Origin of the sequence: Enterobacter sp. Res13-Sevr-PEC09-46, from assembly GCF_015672585.1 — a bacterium.
GTDB classification, from domain to species: domain Bacteria; phylum Pseudomonadota; class Gammaproteobacteria; order Enterobacterales; family Enterobacteriaceae; genus Enterobacter; species Enterobacter hormaechei_C.
In genome coordinates this window covers 465,581-486,893 of the sequence record NZ_JADABR010000020.1, presented here as the reverse complement: position 1 = coordinate 486,893, position 21,313 = coordinate 465,581, and the positions used below count along the sequence as shown (strand labels likewise).

Here is a 21,313-nt window from a genome sequence, read left to right as displayed (position 1 = left end):
CTCACCCCCGAGAGCGGCAGCGTTTGAGCGCTAATCATACCAGCAGGAATACGCCATGCGATTCACGATTATTTCTACGAAACCCGGTCATCAGCCGCCGCAAAGCAGCTGTGATTTTTATGCCCCGGGCGGCACCATTGGGCGCGGTACGGATAACAATCTGGTGCTGCCGGACAATGACCGCACCATCTCGCGTTTGCAGGCCATCGTTCACGTCGACGCCAGTGGCGAATGCCGCGTCACGAACCGCGGCAGCGTTACCCGCGTGGTACTGAATGATATCCCGCTGGAGCGTGGGCGTCAGGTTGAGCTTCAGGATGGGGATATTCTCGGTATTGATGATTATCGCATTGAAGTCAGCGAACTCATTCATGACACCCAGCCCGTAAGCCGCATGGCGGCCAGCATGCAGCAGGCGCGCCCAGTGGCGACACCTGCACCAGCGCCGCAACCGAAACCGGCCAGCGCCGCGCCTCGCGGAAAAGCTGAACCTACGGCCGTGCCGTCGGAAATCTGGGACAGCCTGATGCAGGAGTTTTCCATCTCCGACAGCATCTCCAGCAACCGGGCAAAACCACAGCCCGCGGCCTCCCACGACCCGTTCTCCCAGCCTGCGGCCCCGGAGCGGAATGCCGAAGATCCGCTGGCAATGTTTAACGACGCCGAACCGTCGCTTGAACGTAAAAACGTTGACCCGGACACCCTGTTCAGCGATGAAGCATTGTTTAAAAAAGAGAGCATCTTTGACGATGTTACCCCTTCAACGCTGGGACAGCCGGACGAAAGCAAACCTGCCCGGCCAAAGGAAGAGGCGTCGGACGAACTCGATCCGTTAGCCCTGTTTGGCGGGTCGGCGAGCGCACCTGCCGCGCGTCACGATGACCCTCTCGGCCTGATGGGCGGCGCGCCGTTAACCCATCCGGATGAAATCGTGGCTGATAAGCCGGAGCCAAAGCCTGAAGCGCAAGCCGCACAGGAAGAGGATGCGCTGGCCAGCTCACCGCTGTTCGATCCGGAACCGACTGAACCACAGGATGCGCCGCGCGCGGAAGAGGAGCCCGCGCGTCCTGATTACGCTGGCTTCACCATGCCAACGCCGCAGGCCGTGGCGCGCAGCAACGCGCAGGCGCCTAAAGGCCGCCTGCGTATCGACCCGGTTAAAAACGCTGCTTCGCCTGCTGCCTCCGCGCAGACCGGCGAGCGGGGCGAGGTGCTTCAGGGCGAACTGCTGGAGGCGCTGCTGGAGGGCATGGGCCTGAGCGAAATGCAGCCGGTGCCGCAGTTTGACCGGGAAAATATGCGTCAGCTGGGTCAGATCCTGGGCATGTTCTCGCAGGGGACCGTGGCGCTGCTCTCCTCGCGCTCCATCCTCAAGCGTGGAGTGAAAGCCGATATGACCATGGTGCTCGACGATGCGAACAACCCGTTCAAACTGTTGCCGACCGGGAAAACGGTGCTGATCCAGATGTTCGGCACGCCGATGCCGGGCTTTATGCCGCCGACCAAATCGGTGCGTGATGCGCTGATCGATCTCCAGGCGCACCAGCTGGGGATGATCTCCGGTATCCGCGCCATTATCGCCGCCATGCTGCAATCCTTTAACCCGGAACAGCTGGAAGAGCAGGCGAAGCAGAACGGGATGACGTCACGCCTGGCGCTGCCGGGCAGCCGTAAAGCCGCGCTGTGGGATTATTTCGTGCGTAGCTATGGCGAGACGGCGGGCGAGATCGAGGACGACTTCCATACCCTGTTTGGCGAAGCCTTCCTCCATGCCTATGACATGGAGGTCAATCAGTACAAAGACTCACAAAGCGGATCGGAAGAAAAATGAATATCGCAACGGCTTCTCTCTCCCGCCAGGGGACGCGCGCCAGCAACCAGGATCAGACGGGAGAAACCATCGGGGAACGTTCAGCCTGCTTTGTCGTCTGTGACGGCATCGCGGGCCTGCCGGGCGGCGAGGTGGCCGCTGAGCTGGCCCGCAACAGCATTATTTCCCGCTTTGACGGCGACAAGCACCTGAATGCGCAGCATATTCGTGACTACGTCCAAACGGCGAACCGCACCATCCTCAGCGAACAACAGGCCGTGCAGGACTATCGCCGGATGGGCACCACGCTGGTCAGCCTGTTTATCGACAGGGATTACCGTCTGGCTTACTGGGCGCACGCCGGAGACAGCCGCCTGTACCTGTTTCGCCGCGGCTGGCTGTGGCATGTCACCACCGATCACAGCCTCGTCCAGCAGATGAAAGATGCCGGGCATCAGACCGACGATCTCAACAGCAACCTGCTGTATCTGGCGCTGGGTATTGAGAATGGCGGACCGGAAGCGAGCTACAGCGATGTCGTGCAGGTTGAGGACGGTGATGCCTTTTTACTCTGCACTGACGGTTTCTGGCACGGCGTCAGCGAAGAGCAGATGAAGCAGTCGCTGCATATGGTCAATACGCCACAGGAGTGGCTGACCTTAATGAACCAAATCATTCAAAAGAATGCCGAACAGGAGGGCAATGCTCAGGATAACTATACCGCCGTGGCGGTGTGGATGGGCAACCCTCAGGACACCACTTTGCTGCATACGCTCTCTGACGCAGCACAATTTCTTCCCTGCGGAACTGATTAGACACACAAGGATTGATATGAAACTTTGGCTATCGGGTTTGGCTCTTCTGACGGTGGCGACCACCGCACAGGCTGAAAACTTCCGCATCGTGCAGTCTCCTGCGCAGAAGCTGGATATCTGGATCGACAACATTAAAGACAATACGCCGCAAAGCTGGTGTAAGGCGGACGTGGCGCTGCGTATCGTGGCGAACGGCAAGAAAGAGGTTTCGGTGCTGGAAAACTTCGTGCCGCGCCTTGGCTCGCTGCTGGAGCACCAGTGCAGCAAGCTGAATACCCTGAACTGGACGCTTAACGATCCGGAAGGCACGACGCTTGCCCGGGGCACAGCGGCTAAAGCGCAGGACTGGGCGCTGGTGGTGAAGCAGCAGGAAACGGCGGCGGCAACGACCTCCACCTCAGGCGCGCTGCTGCCGCCTGACCAGAATCCGGAGACGCACACCGTGGCGGCAGATCGTACGCCATGGCAGGAGTTCACCCTTCAGGACGGTTGCCACCTGCGCACCTTCTGGGAGGGCGGTTCCTCCGCGCCAGCGCTGTTTATTCCGGATTCCGACACCACCCGCTGCGGCAACGGCAGCTGGCTCAGCGGCCACACCGAGGTGACGCAGAACCGTAACGGGACGCAGAAAGCGATTCCGGTCACCTACATTCACGGCTTCCCGGTGATGGGGCTGAACAACACGGTCGATCCTGAAAAGGCGCTGATCACCTCCGTCAACAAAGAGCGCATGGTCTTCAGCACCCAGAACAGCGACCAGAGCTGGATGATCCTGCCGTACGACAGCACCCTGAACGGCTGGAAGAGCAACGGCACGGTGGCGGTGGAAATCACCCGTGAGATCGCCAGCGACGACGCCAGACTCCAGGCGCGTATCGCAGAAGTGAAGAAGATCTGGAGCGCATGGGTTGCACCGGGCGCGGAGCTGAACGTTGTTCTGATTGACACGCTGCGCCCGCAGTTGCGCGATCCGGCAGTGGGCGCCTGGCGCGCGGCGAATTAAGGAGGGGCTATGAATACGCTTTATCAACGTCTGGCGGGCGAGTCGATTAGCGACGCGCTGCTTCGCCTGGAAGCCGATATCAAAGCCCGTCCGGCGGATGCCGATCTGCGCGCTGCGTTTGTGCAGTTTCTGATCCTCAGCGGCAACTGGGCGCGCGCCCTGACCCAGCTGAAAAGCTGGCTGGCGCTGAAGCCGCAGGCAAAACCGACCGTAACGCTGCTGGAGCAGGCCATTCAGGGTGAACAGCAGCGTGCGCGCGTGTTCGCGGGGGAGGTACGACCGGCAATGCCCGAGGCGCAGTGGCCGTGGCTGACGACGTTAGCCCAGGCGCTGACCGAAAGCGCAGGGCAAGCGCAAACGCTGCGCCTGGCGGCACTCGAACAGGCCCCGGCAAGCCGCGGGCAGGTCACGCTGGAGAATGAAGAGAGCCACACCTTTGAATGGCTGATGGACGGCGATGCCCGTCTGGGGCCGGTGTGTGAAACCCTGGTCAATGGCCGTTATTTCTGGGTGCCGTTCTGCGCCATCGACGCGATCCGTTTTCAGGCTCCGGCCAGCGTGACCGATCTGGTGTGGCGTCATGCGCTGGTCCGCCTCACGGACGGCACCGAGCAGGTGTGTCAGATCCCGGCGCGTTATCCGTTTGCTGACGGGGCGCCAGACAGCGTTAAGCTGGGGCGCACCACCGAATGGCTCCCGCTGGACGATGACGGCGCCCTGTATGAAGGCATGGGACAGAAAGCCTGGCTGAGCGAGCAAAGCGAAAGCCCGCTGCTTACCCTGAGCCTGGTGACATTTACCTCGGATGGTGCGGATGAGTAATCCCGCTGGCGAAGGCGATCTGCTGCGCAGCGGCTGGCAGGCCCGCAGCAGGCAGGAGAAAGTGGGGGCGCGCGACAAAATGCAGCCCTCACTGCTGGATCGCCTGACGGATAACGATCCGGAAAAAAAACGCGAGTCCGCCAACAGCAATCTGATCACCCACGCCGCGCTGCGTCGTAACGTCCTGCGGGATTTACAGTGGTTGTTTAATACCATTAACCACGATGCCTCCAGCGATCTGAGCGGGCTGACGCAGGTGAGCCGTTCCGTCGTTAACTTTGGCGTGGCGCCGCTGGCGGGGAAAAGAATGTCCGATATTGAATGGCACGACATTCAGCGCAAGCTCACCGAAGCGATTATTAACTTTGAACCGCGGATCCTGCCGCAGGGGCTTCAGGTTCGCTGCGTGTCCGATACCTCCTCGTTAGATCTGCACAACGTTCTGTCTATCGAAATCAAAGGTCGCCTGTGGTGCGTGCCGTATCCGCTGGAATTTCTCTTTCGCACCGACGTCGATCTTGAGAACGGCCATTTTGAACTGAAGGATGCGGGGTAATTATGGAAAGCAAACTGCTCGAATATTACAACCGTGAACTGGCCTATCTGCGCGAGATGGGCGCAGAGTTCGCCGAGCGCTACCCGAAAGTGGCGGGGCGGCTCGGCATGCGCGGCATCGAAGTGGCGGACCCGTACATTGAGCGCCTGATGGAAGGTTTCGCCTTCCTGACCTCCCGCGTGCAGATGAAAATGGACGCCGAATTTCCGCGCTTTTCACAGCGTATGCTGGAGATGATTGCGCCAAATTATCTGGCGCCTACGCCGTCGATGGCGATCGCTGAAATTCAGCCCGACAGCAGCCGCGGCGACCTGAGCAAAGGCTTTATTGTGCCGCGCGGCACCATGATGGACAGCCTGGCGCTGAAAAAGACCGGCGTTACGTGCAGCTATACCACGGCGCACGAGGTGAACCTGCTGCCGTTAAAAATTGAGCGGATCGAGCTGGGCGGCGTTCCCGCCGATCTGCCGCTGGCCCAGCTCGGCCTGAGCCAGCGGGGGATCAGCAGCGCCTTACGGATCCGCATTGCCTGCGATGGCCCGCAGCATCTCGGGCACCTGGACTTTGACCGCCTGGAGTTCTTCTTAAGCGGCCCGGACATCGAGGCGCTGAAGCTGCTGGAGCTGGTGATGGAGCACCACGCGGGTATTGTCTGCCAGACGGTCAGCAAGCAGCCCCAGCGCCAGCTGCTGTCGTCTGACGCCCTGCGTCAGGAAGGCTTTAATGCGGACCAGGCGCTGCTCCCGGACGATCTGCGCAACTTCGACGGCTATCGCCTGTTGCAGGAGTACTTTGCGTTCCCGGCGCGTTTTCGTTTCATCAGCCTGAGCGGGCTGGGCAAGCTGATCCAGCGCTGCGAAGACGAAAAAGCGTTTGATATCTTCATTCTGCTCGACAAGAGCGACGATCAGCTGGAGCGCGTGGTGGATGCCAGCCACCTGGCGCTGCACTGCACGCCGGTGATCAACCTGTTCCCGAAAGTGGCGGCCCGGCAGAAGCTGAGCGAAAGCCAGCATGAATACCACCTGGTGGTGGATAACATCCGCCCGCTAGATTATGAAATTTATGCCGTGAAAAAAATTTATGCCAGCGCCGATGGTCAGCGGGACGACCAGACGTTTCGTCCTTTCTGGAGTACCTGGAGCGGAGACGCGGGCAACTACGGCGCCTATTTTTCCCTGCGCCGTGAGCAGCGCGTTCTCTCCGAACACGCGCTGCGCTATGGCACCCGCACGGGCTATATCGGCTCGGAGGTCTTCGTCTCGCTGGTGGATGCGCAGCACGCGCCGTGGCAGGAGAATTTGCGCTACATTTCCGCCGAGGTGCTGTGCACCAGCCGTGACCTGCCGCTGATGCTCCAGCAGGAGCTTGGGCAGTTTATTATGGCCGACTCCATGCCGGTGAAGGCGTTAACCCTGCGTAAAGGCCCGACGCCGCCGCGTCCGGCGCTGGCGGAAGGGTTCAGCACCTGGCGGCTCATTAGCCAGCTGCAAATGAACTACCTCAGCCTGATGGACAGCGAAAACGAAGAGGGCGCAGCCGCGCTGCGTCAGCTGTTAGGGCTATACGCCAACCTGGCCGAGACGCCGGTTGCTCGTCAGGTGGATGGCGTTCGTCACTGCGTGCTGGAGCCGGTGCACCGCCGCGTGCCTGAACCCGGCCCGGTGGTGTTCGCCCGCGGGATCGGCATCACCCTGACGGTGGACGAACGCGCCTTTTCCGGCGCCAGCCCGTGGCTTTTCGGCAGCGTGCTGGAACGCCTTTTTGCCCGCCTGGTCTCCATCAACAGCTTTACGGAGTTCACGCTCAAGAGCCAGCAGCGCGGCGAAATCGGCTACTGGGCGCCGCGCATGGGTAAAAGGGCGCTGGTATGAGTGAAGTTGCCCCTGTAACGCTGCGCGTGCATCGCCTGACGCCGCTCCCCGATGCGTTCTGGCGCGGGGTGCGCGAGACGCCGTGGCGCTACGATCTGTTCCAGCTGTTAAGACGCATTGATGCCCAGGGCGGTGAGCGTTACCCGCTGGGGCGCGCGCCGCTGCCTAAATTTGAGCCGCTGCGTATTGGTCAGCAGCCTTCAATGGGCTTTGCGCCGTCAACGGTTGCTGAGGTCCGGCAGCGGGAAGAGAACGGACTGCATGACGTTTCCATACTGAGCTTCGGCCTGTTTGGTCCTAACGGCCCGCTGCCGGTGCACATGACTGAGTATGCCCGCGAGCGTATTCATCATCATCAGGATCACAGCCTCAGCGCGTTTGCCGACCTCTTTCACCACCGCCTGACGCTGCTGTTCTACCGCGCCTGGGCGGACGCGCAGCCTGCCGTTTCACTGGATCGCAACGACAACAGGCGCTTCGAAGGATATCTGGCATCGCTGATTGGCATGGGGCAGCCTGCCCAGATGTCGAAAGGCAGCCTGAGCGCGCACGCCCGCTTTACTCACGCCGGGCACCTGACCCGACACGGGCGGGACCCGGAAGGGCTGGAGAAAATCCTGCGCAACTATTTCAACGTGCCGGTCAGGCTGGTGGCCAACGTCCCGCAGTGGATGCCGCTCTCAACGCGGGAGCAGGCACAGCTGGGCGAGGGGCGGCGTATGCCGCGCATGGGAGAGTCCGCTTTTCTCGGCATTGCGGTACGCGACGTGCAGCATAAATTTCGGCTTGAGATTGGCCCGTTGAGCGCAGACGACTACAACCGTTTTCTGCCGGGCGAAGGGTGGGTGACCGAGCTGCGCGACTGGGTGCGACAGTACGCCGGGGTGGAATTTGAATGGGAAACACGGGTGATCCTGCGCGTCGATGCGGTGCAGGGCGCCACGCTCGGTAGCGCCGGGCGATTAGGGTACAACACCTGGCTCGGCCTTCAGCCTCAGCCTGTTCCGCGTGGCGATCTGGTGTATCGCGCAGAGCGATAATCCTTCCGTATACCGAATCATTGTTAATGGAAACTAACATGTCAGAAATTAGCCGTGCCGTGCTTTTCGGCAAACTGGATACGCTGTTATTTACCTCTCTGGAAAGCGCGACTGCCTTCTGTAAGCTGCGCGGCAACCCGTACGTTGAGCTGGTGCACTGGCTGCATCAGCTGATGCAGCAGCAGGATGGCGACCTGCAACAGGTCATTCGTCACTTCGCCCTTGATGAACAGCAGCTGACGCGCGATATTGTGGCGGCGCTGGATGCCCTGCCGCGTGGCGCGAGTTCCGTGTCTGATCTTTCCGAGCATATCGACAGCGCCGTCGAGCGCGCCTGGGTCTACGGCTCGCTGAAGTTTGGCGTCAGCCGCATCCGCGGCGGCCATTTGCTGATCGGCATACTGAAAACGTGGAATCTGGCTAACGTGCTGAAAAGCATTTCGGCGCAGTTCACCCGTCTTAACGTCGAGGTGCTGATCGAGCAGTTCGACGCCATTTGCGCCAGCAGCAAAGAGAGCCAGCAGGCCGCCGCCGCTGCGGACGCGCCTGCCGGGGCAGTACCGGCTGCGCAGGGCACGCTGGCGCAGTATGGTCAGGATCTGACGGCGCGCGCCCGGGAAGGGAAAATCGACCCGGTGGTGGGGCGCGATGAAGAGATCCGCCAGATGGTCGATATTCTGATGCGTCGTCGCCAGAACAACCCCCTGCTGACCGGGGAAGCCGGCGTCGGGAAAACGGCGGTGGTGGAAGGGCTTGCGCTGCGTATCGCTGACGGCGACGTGCCGGAGCCGCTGCAAAACGTTCAGCTGTGGCTGCTGGATATCGGCATGCTTCAGGCCGGCGCGGGCATGAAAGGGGAATTTGAGGCGCGCCTCCAGGCGCTGATTAACGAGGTGCAGTCCAGCGCCACGCCAATTATTCTGTTTATCGATGAGATCCACACCCTGATTGGCGCTGGCGGTCAGCAGGGCACCGGCGATGCCGCTAACCTGCTCAAACCTGCCCTGGCACGCGGGCAACTGCGCACCATCGGCGCGACCACCTGGGCGGAATACAAAAAATACATTGAGAAAGATCCGGCGCTGACCCGCCGTTTCCAGACCGTACAGGTTCACGAGCCGGACGAAGCCAAAGCCGTGCTGATGCTGCGCAGCACCGTGTCGCCGCTGGAAACTCATCATCAGGTTTTACTTCTCGACGAAGCGGTCAGCGCGGCGGTGAAACTGTCGCATCGCTATATTCCTGCGCGTCAGCTGCCGGATAAAGCGGTGGCGCTGCTGGACACCGCCTGCGCGCGCGTGGCCGTCAGCCAGAGTGCGCCGCCTGCCCAGCTGGAAGACTGTCTGCGTCACCTGGCGGCCCTGGACGTGGAGCTGGAGATTGCTGAACGCGAAGCGCGCGTGGGGGCGGGCGATCCGGCGCGTGTGGCGGCCTTAACCGCCGAACGTGACGCGTTCGAAACCCAGCGCGAAGCCCTGGCTCGTCGCTGGGAAGAAGAGCGCACGCGGGTGCAGGAGATTATCCGTCTGCGTGCCGCGCTGTTTGCGGCGGGTGATGAGGATACGGCTGAACTGCGCGGTCAGCTGGCAGAACAGCAGCAGGCGCTGAAGACCTTACAGGGTGACGAACCGCTGCTGTTTGCCGCGGTGGATGAGAACGTGGTGGCTGCGGTGGTCTCAGACTGGACCGGGATCCCGCTGGGCCGGATGGTGAAAAATGAGATCGACGCGGTGCTGAATCTGGCCGACACGCTGAACCAGCGGGTTATTGGTCAGCGTCACGGTCTGGATCTGATTGCCCGTCGGGTAAAAACCTCGCGGGCGAAGCTTGACGATCCGAACAAACCGGTCGGCGTATTCATGCTCTGCGGGCCATCCGGCGTGGGTAAAACCGAAACCGCGCTGGCGCTGGCGGAGTCCCTTTACGGCGGCGAGCAGAACGTCATTACCATCAACATGAGTGAATTCCAGGAAGCGCACACCGTTTCGACGTTAAAAGGTGCGCCTCCGGGCTATGTGGGCTATGGTGAAGGCGGCGTCTTAACCGAGGCCGTGCGCCGCCGTCCCTACAGCGTGGTGCTGCTGGATGAAATTGAAAAAGCGCACCCGGACGTGCACGAGATCTTCTTCCAGGTCTTCGACAAGGGCTGGATGGAGGACGGCGAAGGGCGTCACATTGATTTCCGTAACACCATTATTATTCTGACCTCTAACGTCGGCACCGACCTGATCGCAGCCATGTGCGCCGACCCGGAACTGATGCCGGAGCCTGACGCGTTAAGCGGCGCCCTGCGCCAGCCGCTGCTGGAGGTGTTCCCGCCTGCGCTGCTGGGCCGCCTGCTGGTGGTGCCGTATTACCCGCTGAGCGACGAGATGCTGGGGCAGATTGTGCGTCTTCAGCTCAGGCGCATTCAGCGTCGTCTGGAAGAGAATCACAACATTATTTCTGAATTTGACGACAGCGTGGTCGAACAGATTGTTCAGCGCTGTACCGAGGTTGAGTCGGGCGGGCGTATGGTGGATGCGATTCTGACCAATACGTTGCTGCCTCAGATGAGCCAGATTTTACTTACCGCCAGCCGCAGCGACGAGCAGTACCGACGTCTGCATGTCACCTGCGAGCAGGGCGAGTTCCACTGTCAGTTTGCCGCGTAATAATCATCAAGAGAACTGTAAAAGATGACGGATAATGATAACAATCGGACTGTCCCAAACGCGCTCCCGGTCGGGTACCGTTTCAATGAGTTTGAGATAAAAGAGGTGATTGGCGGCGGCGGATTCGGCATCGTCTATCGCGCCTGGGATCACCAGCTCGAACGCACTATCGCTATCAAAGAATTTATGCCTTCCTCCCTCGCCGTGCGCGGCGAGGATATGACGCTGGTGCTGCGCAGCGAGCGCTTCGGCAAAGCGTTTTCTGCCGGTCTGAACAGCTTCATCCAGGAAGCCCGCCTTCTGGCGCGCTTTAACCACCCGAACCTGCTGCACGTCCTGCGTTTCTGGGTGCAAAACGACACGGCCTATATGGGGACGCTGTTTTACAGCGGTACCACGCTGTCGCGTCTGCGCGAAGAGAAACCGGAGCTGATTAACGAGGCGTGGATCCGCCGCATGCTGCCAATGCTCTTCGGCGCCATCAAAACGATCCACGACGAGGGTTATCTGCACCGCGACATCTCGCTGGATAACATTCAGATTCAGGATAACGGCCTGCCGGTGCTGCTCGATTTCGGATCGGCGCGCCGCACCATCGGTAATCTCTCGGATGAGACGGAAACCATGCTGCGTCCGGGCTTCGCGCCTATCGAGCAGTATACCGACGACAATGAAAGCGAGCAGGGGCCGTGGACTGATATCTACGCGCTCGGCGCCGTATTGCGCACCCTCATCGTCGGCTCTCCGCCGCCGGTCAGCGTGGTGCGTTCGATTCAGGATACCTGCAAACCGCTGGTGGAGCTGATGCCGCAGGGGTATTCCATCCCGTTGCTACAGGCCATCGACAAGGCGCTGGCGCTGCATATGGAAGACCGTCCGCAATCCATTGAGGAGTTCGCGGCGCTGATCGAGATGCCCGTCGCCGGTATCGACGAGGTGCTTACCGCGAAGAAGACCGGCACGATGCTGGTGCCGGTGGAAGAGGAGACATCTGCTTCCGCGCTGGACTGGCGACGTTACAAGCTTCCGGGGCTGGTGGCCGCGGGCGTGCTGGTTGGGGTGGTTGCCGGTGCGATGCTGTTCGGCGGCGGCAGCCAGGAAACGCCAGAGCAGACGGCGCAAACCTCTGCCGTGAGCCCTCCGGCTGAGACCTCCGCCCAGGCGGAAACCAGACCGGCAACGGCTGACGCGAGCGAGCCGGTCGCGCCACCGGCTACGGCGCAGCAGAGTGTGCCGCCTGTCGACGCCAGCCCGGTCGCGCTGGTCTATATCCGCATGCTTGATGGCGAGACGCTGAAGGTGAACGGCGAGTCTAAAGCGCTGCGTCCGGGGAATAACGGTTACGCGTCGCTGAAATTGCCCGCGGGCGAGACCCGCATTGAACTGGAAGGCAATGGAAGAACGCGTACCCAGACGCTGGATATTGCGAAGCCAGGCACCTGGCTGGTGAATCCGTAAGCCTGCGGGTAACAGGACGGAGCGAATGTATAACATCAAGTTTGTCTATCTGTTCCACGAGAACGTCTCGCCAGCGCTGTTTGCGAAAATAATCCGCCCGTCCGTTGCCGGACAGTGGATTATGTCGGTTCCCGACCACTCGCTGCGCTCGCTCTTCACGCGCTACGATCTGCTGCGCACGATCACCGGTGCGAATCCTTATCAGTCCGGGCGCGATACCCGCACGCTGATCGCGCAGGATTTAGAGATGGGCAGAGTGGTTGCCATTGACGAAAGTTTTCGTGACTGGTCATCAGTAACGGAAATTTTTTATATCAATGCCAAAGGGCAACTCCAGGCTGCCTCGCTGGTCGGCCTGGGCTGGTATCCGGTGAGTACGATTGTCGACCGCTACGAAACCATGGTGAGAACGTACGGATCTCGCCCTGCGCCAACGGTACTGCCAAAACAGGTGGTGAAATCTAAAACGGCACAGGTGCCGGATGAACCTACTCCGGGCAAGGACGGTAAAACCTATGCCGGGCAGCTTCAGAAGATGACCAAAGCAGAGCGCTGGCAGGCGCGTAAGGATCTGATTGCGAAGGGGAGTAATAGCCTTTATCCGGATGCCCAGATCGCCGCGAAGCGTCTGGCGGCGAATAATATCGCGGTGGAAAAAGCGAAGCTTGCGGAAAATATTTATAAGACCGTGAACCCGCTGGAAACCACACCGGGCGTGCCGGAGGGGTGGACGGATATCAGTAATGACGATGCGCTGTTAGGAAAGTTCGGGCTGAACAAATCAATGCTCTTTGACGATGATACGTCCCCCAATTTTCTGGCGCGCGTCTATCAACCGAAGCCGGAAGTGTTTGGTACAGATATGAACCCCACGCTGGTATTCAGGGGATCGCGCGAGCCTGGTTTCGCCTCCCTGTCTGAGAATGTCTCCTCTTTACTGACCAAAGGGGAGCTGGCGCCGGTGGTAAACGGGGCTGACTGGTCGAATAACTTCTCACAGGGCATGGGTATGGCTTCAGATTATTATAAAAAGGCCGTGAGTATCGGTAAGGAGCTGGCAAGGTCAGGCCAGAATATTGATATTGCCGGTCATTCCCTTGGCGGTGGCCTCGCCTCTGCAACCTCCATGGGCAGCGGGAAAGCGGGGTGGACGTTCAACGCCGCCGGCCTGAATGCCGGAACCGTAGAAAAATACGGCGGCAAGATATTAGGCAGTACGGATAATATCCAGGCTTATCGGGTTGAAGGTGAGCTGCTGACGAAGATTCAGGAAGTTAACCCCTGGGAGGATCTGAAAACGATGAAAGGGCATGTCCCTTCGTGGATCCTCAAAGAGGAAATCTCTGCGCTGAGCCCTAATGCTGCCGGAATACCCCACGATCTTCCCGGTGGAACCGGAAGCGCGCTGGACCGCCACGGGATTAATCAGGCGATTGATTGCATAGAGCAACAGAAGGACGAGGATATTTCGATAATCGGGAGTCGATTGTGAAAAAACGGTTGATGGCTTTTGTCGCGTTATGTTTTTTATTCATGATTCAGGGGTGTAAGCAGGATATGGACCTTAATCCACAGGACTACTTCAGCGGTCAGCAGCTTGAACTGGCGAAAGCGATTGAAGAAGGTGATGTCGACGCGGTGAAGACGCTTGCACCAGAAAGCGATCTTAATAAACCGGGAAAGCAGGATATGACCCTGCTTTTTTGGGCCATCGGCAACGCGATTAATGATAAAAAAACATCGCCCCATTTAAAGGTGATTACATTGCTTGTTAAGGCCGGCGCAGATCCGCTCCAGCCTCGACCGCAGGGAAAAAGCAGCCCTGCCGAATTTGCCCTGAAGGGGGATAGCGCAGACTGGATCAACGCTATGCTGGACGGTGGCCTTTCGCCCAATGTGAAAGATAAGGTCTTCCACGAACCCATCATCTTCCAGTCGCTAAAAGCGAAAAATACAGAGACGCTGGAAGCCATGCTCGATAGCGGAGCTGACGTCAATGCAACCAATTCACTGGGTAAAACGCTGGTGTTTGATGCGCTGGATAACCAGGCTTACGATCATGTCTTGTTACTGCTCGATCGTGGAGCGGACCCGTCAGTTAAGGCTAAAAATGGCTGGTCAATGAGCAATGCGCTTGCGGACGCGCTGAGTGGACTTGATCGAGGCAGCGAGCAATACGAGAAGTTAAATGAAATAAAAGAGAAACTTATTCAGAAAGGGGGCGTGTGGCCACCTGCGCCGGTTAAGTGATTGCTCAACTTTCATGAAAGCCAGAGATAAGGTTTTTTCCGGAGTTTCCATAAGCCTGCACTCTTTGGATTTATAAAAACGAAAGTTCGTACCTCCAGACAAATCAACCCAGCATTGCATCAATCCAAAACCACCTCGTCGAAATTAGCTTTACGTTCATAAACGTTCCCAGCATAAACCATTACGGAATAAAGATTATGCTCAACCGAATTACCGTCCAGCTCCCGGTTGAGGGGCTGCTTTTCTGGAAACTCTCCGGCCGCGAGGCGATGTCCGAGTCGTTCGCGCTGACGCTGACCCTGCTTGGTACGGACGCGCGCATTGACCGCAGCAAGCTGCTGGGCCAGCCGGTCACGGTGACCATCCCCACGCAGAACCTGCTCACCCCCCGCTATATCAACGGCAAGGTGACGCGCGTGGCGGTGAGCGCCGTGGAGCTGACGGGCACCCGCTACGCGGTGTACCAGCTGACGGTGGAGCCGGACCTGTGGCCGATGAAGCGCGACCGTAACCTGCGTATCTTCCAGGGCCAGACGGTACCGCAGATTGTCAAAACCCTGCTGGGTGAGCATCAGGTTAACCTCGAAGACAAACTTACCGGCAGCTACCGGGTGTGGGACTACTGCGTGCAGTATCAGGAATCGAGCCTGGACTTTATCAGCCGCCTGATGGAGCTGGAGGGGATTGCGTACTACTTCAGCCACGAGGCGGACAAGCATACCCTGGTACTGACCGACGCCGCCACCCAGCACCAGCCGTTCAGCGGCTATGAGGTCATTCCTTACCATCAGACGCCGTCCGGCGGCAGTACGGATGAAGAGGGCATCAGCCAGTGGGCGCTGGAGGACAGCGTCACGCCGGGAATTTACAGCCTCGACGACTATGACTTCCGCAAGCCGAACGCGTGGCTGTTCCAGGCGCAGCAGAACCCGGCGTCCCCGAAACCGGGCAGCATCGACGTGTACGACTGGCCGGGCCGCTTTGTGGAGACAGGGCATGCGGAGTTTTACGCCCGCATCCGTCAGGAGCGCTGGCAGGTGGAGCATCAGCAGATTCAGGCGACGGCCACGGCGGCGGGCATTGCGCCGGGCCACATCTTTACCCTGACCAACGCGCCGTTCTTCAGTGACAACGGCGAGTATCTGGTGACGGCGGCGGGTTACCACTTCGAGGAGAACCGCTACGCGAGCGGTGAGGGGGAAACCATTCACCGCACCGATTTCACCGTTATCCCGGCGTCGGTGTCCTACCGTCCGGCGCAGAGCACGGCGTGGCCGCGCACCTACGGCCCGCAGACGGCGAAAGTCGTGGGACCGCAGGGGGAGAGTATCTGGACGGACAAATATGGCCGCGTGAAGGTGAAGTTCCACTGGGACCGTCTGGCGAAGGGCGATGACACCAGCTCCTGCTGGGTGCGCGTGTCGAGCGCCTGGGCGGGCCAGGGCTACGGTGGGGTGCAGATCCCGCGCGTCGGCGATGAGGTGGTGGTGGACTTTATCAACGGCGACCCGGACCGTCCGATTATCACTGGTCGTGTCTATAACGAAGCAAGCATGCCGCCGTGGGCGCTGCCGGCTGCCGCGACGCAGATGGGCTTTATGAGCCGCACGAAAGACGGTTCAGTCGACAACGCCAACGCCCTGCGCTTTGAGGACAAGGCGGGTGCAGAGCAGGTGTGGATCCAGGCTGAGCGCAACATGGACACCAGCGTCAAGAATGATGAAACGCACAGCGTTGGCGGCGCGCGCAGCCATTACGTGAAGAAAAATGAGCTGCATCGCGTGGAGGCTAATCAGATCCAGGCCGTGAAAGGCGGAACCGAGATCCTGACGGGTAAAGGCAAGCTGGATGCGGCGGTAGAGCAGTATGTTATTGCTTCCGGGACGAAGCTGCGGCTGGTCTCGGGCGAGAGTGCTATTGAGCTTAACGCTAACGGCAAAATTAACCTGATCGGCAAAGAGTTCAACTTCTTCGTTGAAGGGGACGGCTATATCACCACGGGCGGCAAGCTGCACCTGAATACGTCGGGCACCCAACCGGGCACAACGGCGCCGGGGTCAGGGCATAAAGGGGATATTGATGCTGCGGTGCAGGAGAAATTTACGCCCCCGGAAGAGTAACCGCTTTCTGTCTGCCGCCGGGTTGTCCGTGGCGGCACGTAAAACCCTTTAGCAATTTTAGACGCGAGTTCACCGATGAAATACACCCTCCAGGAAGGTTCCTTTACCCTTTTTCCTGCCGCCTGGCAGGACAACAGCATGAACATCATTCGCGATGACGAAAGCGGGCTGTCCGTGGTGGTCAGCCGCGGCGTTATCCCGGATGGCAGCGACTACGAACAAGAGTTTCACCGCCAGTGGGACGTGCTGCGTCCTCAGATGGGTGAGATCGCCCAGAGCGAATTTCAGCACGTAAAAGCCGGGTCTGCCGGCAACATTGATGGGGTTGAAGTTGAGACCACCTTTGACCGTAACGGCCAGCGCCTGTGGCAAAAACAGCTGGCCGTGCAGACGCCAGGCAAACCGGTACTGATGATTTTTACCCTCTCGGCCTTAAAAGCCTTTACGGAAGAGGACGAGGCGCGCTGGAGCGCACTGAAGCAGAGTCTGACGCTAAACGACAACCGGAATGTGTAAGGCATGAGCGATAACAACGCGGCCCGTAAGGGCGACGAGATTATTCACTCCAGCATTTTTGCTGATATTACCAGCATTGTGGCGGAAGGCGCTGCCTATGCGGTGATTGGCGCGGCGGTGGGCGCGGCAGCGACCGTTGCGGCCCCACTGCTGGGAGCCGGGGCAGCAGCAGCAGGCGTGGCGGCAATTGGCTCCAGCTGTCTGTTGAGCGGCATTATTGGTGGGGTTCTGGCGAACGTCGCCGGGATCACCGACGATATCAGCAACGCCGCTGAAGGGCTGGGTAACGCGCTTTTCCCGCCGTCGCCCGCGGGTAAAATCACCACCGGTTCGAGCAATGTTCTGACAAATAAACTTCCCGCTGCACGCGCCGCGGGGACGTTAACGCCCGCCGATACGCCGTCTCCTGAGCCGCAGTCGCCGGGCAGCTTTGCTGACTACGCGGGCATGCTGCTTTCCGCCGCCGGACAGTTCGGCAGCGAGATGTGGCAGCCGAGCGTCGCCTCTGCTGCCGCAGGGACCTCGCCGCTGGAAGAAGACAAGGTGGCGTGTGATAAACACTCCGGGCCGCAGTATCTGGCGGAAGGCTCGAAAAGCGTCTTTATCAACGGACAACCCGCGGTGCGCGCAAAAGATCGCACCACCTGCGAAGGCACCGTTTCCGACGACGTCTCCCCGAACGTGATCATCGGCGGCGACACGCTCACGGTCCGCGATATCAAAAGCGGTAAAACGCCGGGTCTGGCGCTGGGGATGATTGCGCTCTCCCTGCTGCGCGGGCGGCCAGGCAAGATCCTGAAAAACATGCCCTGCGCGCTGGCTGCTGCCGGTGGCGGGATGCTGGCCGATATGGCCGTCAACGCCGTGTTCGGCTCCTCGCACCCGGTTCACGCCGCTACCGGCGTGAAGGTGCTGAATGACGACGACGAACTTGATTTCTCGCTGCCGGGGCGCTTTCCGCTGCGCTGGCAGCGCAGCTACAACAGCCTGACCACCCGCGAAGGGCTTTTCGGTCTGGGCTGGGCTACCACCTTTGACAGCTATCTGACGCTGAAAGAAAACAATGCCACCTGGTTCGATGAAACCGGGCGCGAGCTGAGCTTCGAGCTGCCGCCGGTCGACCGCGCGTTTTACAGCATCAGCGAAGGCATTATCATCCGCCGCAATGAGAGCGGAGACGTGGCGATTGCCGACGATGACGGCGCGGTGTGGCGTCTGTATAAACCGACCCGCGCTAACCCCTCCATCCTGCGCCTGGCCTCCCTCAGCGACGAATACGGCAACGCGCTGCTGACTGAATGGGATGAGCACGGGCGGCTGGTCGGTCTGCACGATGAGCCGCGAGCGATCGATGTCACCCTGCGCTATGACGATGAACGTTTCCCGCAGCGCGTTACCGCTGCCAGCCATTTTGACGGCAACCAGACATGGCCGCTGATGCAGTGGGGGTACGACGCGCGCGGCCAGCTGGCCAGCGCAACGGATGCCTCCGGCGTGGTTACCCGTGAATACCGTTATAACGATGATGGCCTGATGGTCTGGCACCGTCTGCCGGGCGGGCTGGAGAGCGAATACCGCTGGCAAAAATTCGACCACTGGCGCGTGGTGGAAAACCGCACCAGCACCGGCGACGGCTGTCGCTTTAGCTACGATTTAGCCGCCGGGCTGACGACCGTCGATCACTACGACGGTCAGACGCGAAAGCATTACTGGAACGCGCAAAACCTGATTGTTCGCTACGTTGACGAGCGCGGTGAGAACTGGCGCTACGAGTGGGATGACAACGAACTCCTCACGCGTCGCATCGATCCGCTGGGTAATGCCGTTACCTTCGTCTATGACGAGATGGGCAACCGGGTGCAGGAGATCGACGCCGACGGCAATACCCGCACCACCACCTGGCTGGAGCACCGTGCGCTTCCGGCGTCCATCATCGAAGCCGACGGTAGCGCCACCCGGTTCCGGTATGACGAACATCACGGGCTGAAACGCGTGGTGGATCCGATGGGGCAGACCTCGCTGCTGCGTCGGGACGAGTTTGGTCAGGTTGTGGAAGAAGTCGATGCCGCCGGGAACAGCCGTTACCAGGAGTACAACGAGGCCGGGCAGATGGTGCGTGCGACGGACTGTTCGGGCCGTGTGACACAATACCGTTATCATCCGCTGGGCTGGCTGGTGGCTGAGATAAGCGCCGACGGCGAAGAGACGCGTTACCGCTACGACGCCGCGGGGCGTCCGGTGCAGCTCGACCGACCAGAAGGCTGGACCGAGTCGCTCAAATGGAACGAACGTGGCCTGCCGGTGAAGCATGCGGGCGCCGACGGGAAAGAGAGCGAGTTCAGATACGACGAGGCAGGGCGCTTAACCGCCACCCGCAATACGCAGGGTGAAGAGGTGCGCCGCCGCTGGGACAGCCGCGGACGGCTGGTCGCCATGGAAAACGAAAACGGCGAAGCGTATCAGTTCCGCTGGGGCGCAGACTCGCTGCTGCTGGAAGAGGTGGGACTCGATGGCGTGGCCTCGCAGTATCGCTACGATGCCTGCGGACGTACGATAGCGCGCACCTTTGCCGCCGGACATCCGGAGGCCATCACCCACGCTTTCGCCTGGAGCGCGAGCGGCCAGCTGGTCGCCCGCACCACGCCGGAGGGGCAGACCCGCTACCACTACACCCCGTCCGGCCTTCTGAGCCGGATTGGGCTGCATCCCGCGCTTTCAGAAGATGCCTGGAGCGCCGAGGCCGAGCAGGAGCTTGTGTTTGAGTATGACGCGCTCGGGCGCGTCACGCGCGAAACGGGCGAACACGGGGAGCTGGCGTGGGAGTATGACGCGCTGGGTAACCGCACCTCCGTCACGCTGCCCGATGGTCGGGAGCTGAAACAGTTCTACTACGGTAGCGGGCATCTGCTCAGCATTGCCCTTGATAAGCTGTCGGTCTCCGACTTTACCCGCGACGAACTCCACCGTGAAACCAGCCGTACGCAGGGGCTGCTGACCACCCGCAGCGAATACGACCGCCTTGGCCGACTGCATCGCCGGGACGTCTTTACCGGCAATGCCCAGCGCCCGTCGCCGCGCCGCTGGTCCCGCCGCTGGGATTACGACTATCGCAATAACCTGGTGCGGGAAGAGCGGGACGATAACCCGTTCAGCTGGTACCGCTGGCAGTACGACAGCGCCGGACGTCTGCTGGTTCAGGACGGCACGCTGCCCGGCCAGGAGCAGTGGCGCTGGGATGCTGCCGGTAACCCGCTCGAAGGCTCTGCTGAGAAGGTCACGCACAACCGTCTGACGCACCTCAACGGCATTCGCTGGCGCTATGACATCCATGGCCGCACCGTGGGGAAGGATAACGGCCAGACCCGCTGGCACTACCGCTACGACGGCGAGCATCGCCTGACGGAGGTCATCAGCCAGCCGCGGGACCGCAACAGGCCGCAGACGCAGGTCAGCTTCCGATATGACCCACTCGGACGACGCATCAGCAAAACGCGACGCCAGATGCTGTTTGGGCAGCCGACCGGCAAGCCGGTCACCACCCGGTTTGTCTGGGAAGGGTTCCGGCTGTTGCAGGAGGTGCACGGGGATGTGCCGCTGACCTACGTCTACAGCGATCAGGACAGCTACGATCCGCTGGCACGTATTGACGGCGTTGATGCCCCGGAAATCTTCTGGTTCCACTGTCAGCCCAACGGCACGCCGGAGCGGATGACGGATAGCGAAGGGCAGGTGCGCTGGGAAGGGGTGAACAGCGCCTGGGGCAAACTGCTGCGGGAAAGCGAGACGAAGGTATCAGGATATTCTCAGAACCTGCGCATGCAGGGGCAATACCTGGACCGTGAGACAGGGCTGCACTACAATCTGTTCCGGTATTACGACCCGGACTGCGGGCGGTTTACGCAGCAGGATCCGATAGGGCTGGCGGGGGGGATAAACCTTTACCAGTATGCGCCGAATGCGCTGGGGTGGGTGGATCCGTGGGGTCTTAATAGATGCGAGGCAGGGGTTGCATCAGGAAAAGGTAGTAAAATAAAAGGCAAGTGGTTGAAGGGATCGCATGGTAATGCAGGTTTATTCCCATCATCTGTTGCTGATAAATTACGAGGCCGGGAATTTAAATCCTTTGATGATTTTAGAGAGAATTTCTGGAAAGAGGTGTCTCTCGACCCGCATCTTTCGAAGCAATTTAGTACATCAAATGTAACCAGAATGCGGGGAGGTAAAGCTCCAATAGCGCATGATACACAGTGGAACGGGAAAAATAGATCTTATGTTCTACACCATAGAACCCCTATCCAACATGGAGGCGGTGTTTATGATGTTGATAATCTAGTAATCGTTACACCAAGATATCACCTTGACATACTAGACCGTGCTTATCATTTTTGAGGGATA

At 60.0% G+C, this 21,313-nt stretch carries 14 protein-coding genes; all 14 read left to right on the top strand.

What is annotated here, in order from left to right; genetic code table 11:
- Positions 1–55 precede the first annotated feature (55 nt).
- Positions 56–1,831 (top strand): type VI secretion system-associated FHA domain protein TagH, encoded by a 1,776-nt coding sequence (gene tagH, locus IMQ56_RS15925; protein WP_196064069.1) that lies wholly within the window; start codon positions 56–58, stop codon positions 1,829–1,831.
- Positions 1,828–2,625 carry a protein phosphatase 2C domain-containing protein gene (locus IMQ56_RS15920; RefSeq protein ID WP_003859969.1) on the top strand — a complete coding sequence of 266 codons (798 nt, stop codon included), beginning with the start codon at positions 1,828–1,830 and terminating at the stop codon, positions 2,623–2,625. Before tagH ends, IMQ56_RS15920 begins: the two co-directional genes overlap by 4 nt.
- Positions 2,626–2,641: 16 nt before the next feature.
- A complete protein-coding gene (locus IMQ56_RS15915; protein ID WP_196064068.1) occupies positions 2,642–3,628 on the top strand; it encodes a hypothetical protein in 987 nt (328 codons plus the stop codon).
- 9 nt (positions 3,629–3,637) lie between these two features.
- Positions 3,638–4,450 (top strand): type VI secretion system accessory protein TagJ, encoded by an 813-nt coding sequence (locus tag IMQ56_RS15910; RefSeq protein ID WP_017384294.1) that lies wholly within the window; start codon positions 3,638–3,640, stop codon positions 4,448–4,450.
- Positions 4,443–5,006 (top strand): type VI secretion system baseplate subunit TssE, encoded by a 564-nt coding sequence (gene tssE / locus IMQ56_RS15905; RefSeq protein ID WP_015570336.1) that lies wholly within the window; start codon positions 4,443–4,445, stop codon positions 5,004–5,006. Before IMQ56_RS15910 ends, tssE begins: the two co-directional genes overlap by 8 nt.
- Positions 5,007–5,008: 2 nt before the next feature.
- Positions 5,009–6,880, top strand: coding sequence for a type VI secretion system baseplate subunit TssF (gene tssF / locus IMQ56_RS15900; protein ID WP_023296775.1), 1,872 nt, complete (start codon positions 5,009–5,011; stop codon positions 6,878–6,880).
- On the top strand, positions 6,877–7,920 hold the full coding sequence (gene tssG / locus IMQ56_RS15895) for a type VI secretion system baseplate subunit TssG (protein WP_196064067.1): 1,044 nt from the start codon (positions 6,877–6,879) through the stop codon (positions 7,918–7,920). Before tssF ends, tssG begins: the two co-directional genes overlap by 4 nt.
- Positions 7,921–7,958: 38 nt before the next feature.
- Entirely contained in the window at positions 7,959–10,574 is a 2,616-nt protein-coding gene (tssH, locus tag IMQ56_RS15890) for a type VI secretion system ATPase TssH (RefSeq protein WP_032648551.1), read from the top strand.
- A gap of 24 nt (positions 10,575–10,598) precedes the next feature.
- Complete coding sequence (locus IMQ56_RS15885) at positions 10,599–12,032, top strand: serine/threonine-protein kinase (RefSeq protein ID WP_196064066.1); 1,434 nt, start codon at positions 10,599–10,601, stop codon at positions 12,030–12,032.
- Between the two features lie 25 nt (positions 12,033–12,057).
- Positions 12,058–13,524 (top strand): hypothetical protein, encoded by a 1,467-nt coding sequence (locus tag IMQ56_RS15880; RefSeq protein WP_017384289.1) that lies wholly within the window; start codon positions 12,058–12,060, stop codon positions 13,522–13,524.
- Positions 13,521–14,282 carry an ankyrin repeat domain-containing protein gene (locus IMQ56_RS15875; protein ID WP_072204304.1) on the top strand — a complete coding sequence of 254 codons (762 nt, stop codon included), beginning with the start codon at positions 13,521–13,523 and terminating at the stop codon, positions 14,280–14,282. Before IMQ56_RS15880 ends, IMQ56_RS15875 begins: the two co-directional genes overlap by 4 nt.
- Positions 14,283–14,479: 197 nt before the next feature.
- The gene (gene tssI / locus IMQ56_RS15870; protein WP_017693289.1) at positions 14,480–16,402 is read left to right on the top strand and encodes a type VI secretion system tip protein TssI/VgrG; all 1,923 of its coding nucleotides are present in this window, start codon (positions 14,480–14,482) and stop codon (positions 16,400–16,402) included.
- Between the two features lie 75 nt (positions 16,403–16,477).
- The gene (locus tag IMQ56_RS15865) at positions 16,478–16,918 is read left to right on the top strand and encodes a DcrB-related protein (protein WP_017384279.1); all 441 of its coding nucleotides are present in this window, start codon (positions 16,478–16,480) and stop codon (positions 16,916–16,918) included.
- Positions 16,919–16,921: 3 nt separating this feature from the next.
- Entirely contained in the window at positions 16,922–21,307 is a 4,386-nt protein-coding gene (locus IMQ56_RS15860) for an RHS repeat-associated core domain-containing protein (protein WP_230326217.1), read from the top strand.
- Positions 21,308–21,313 lie beyond the last annotated feature (6 nt).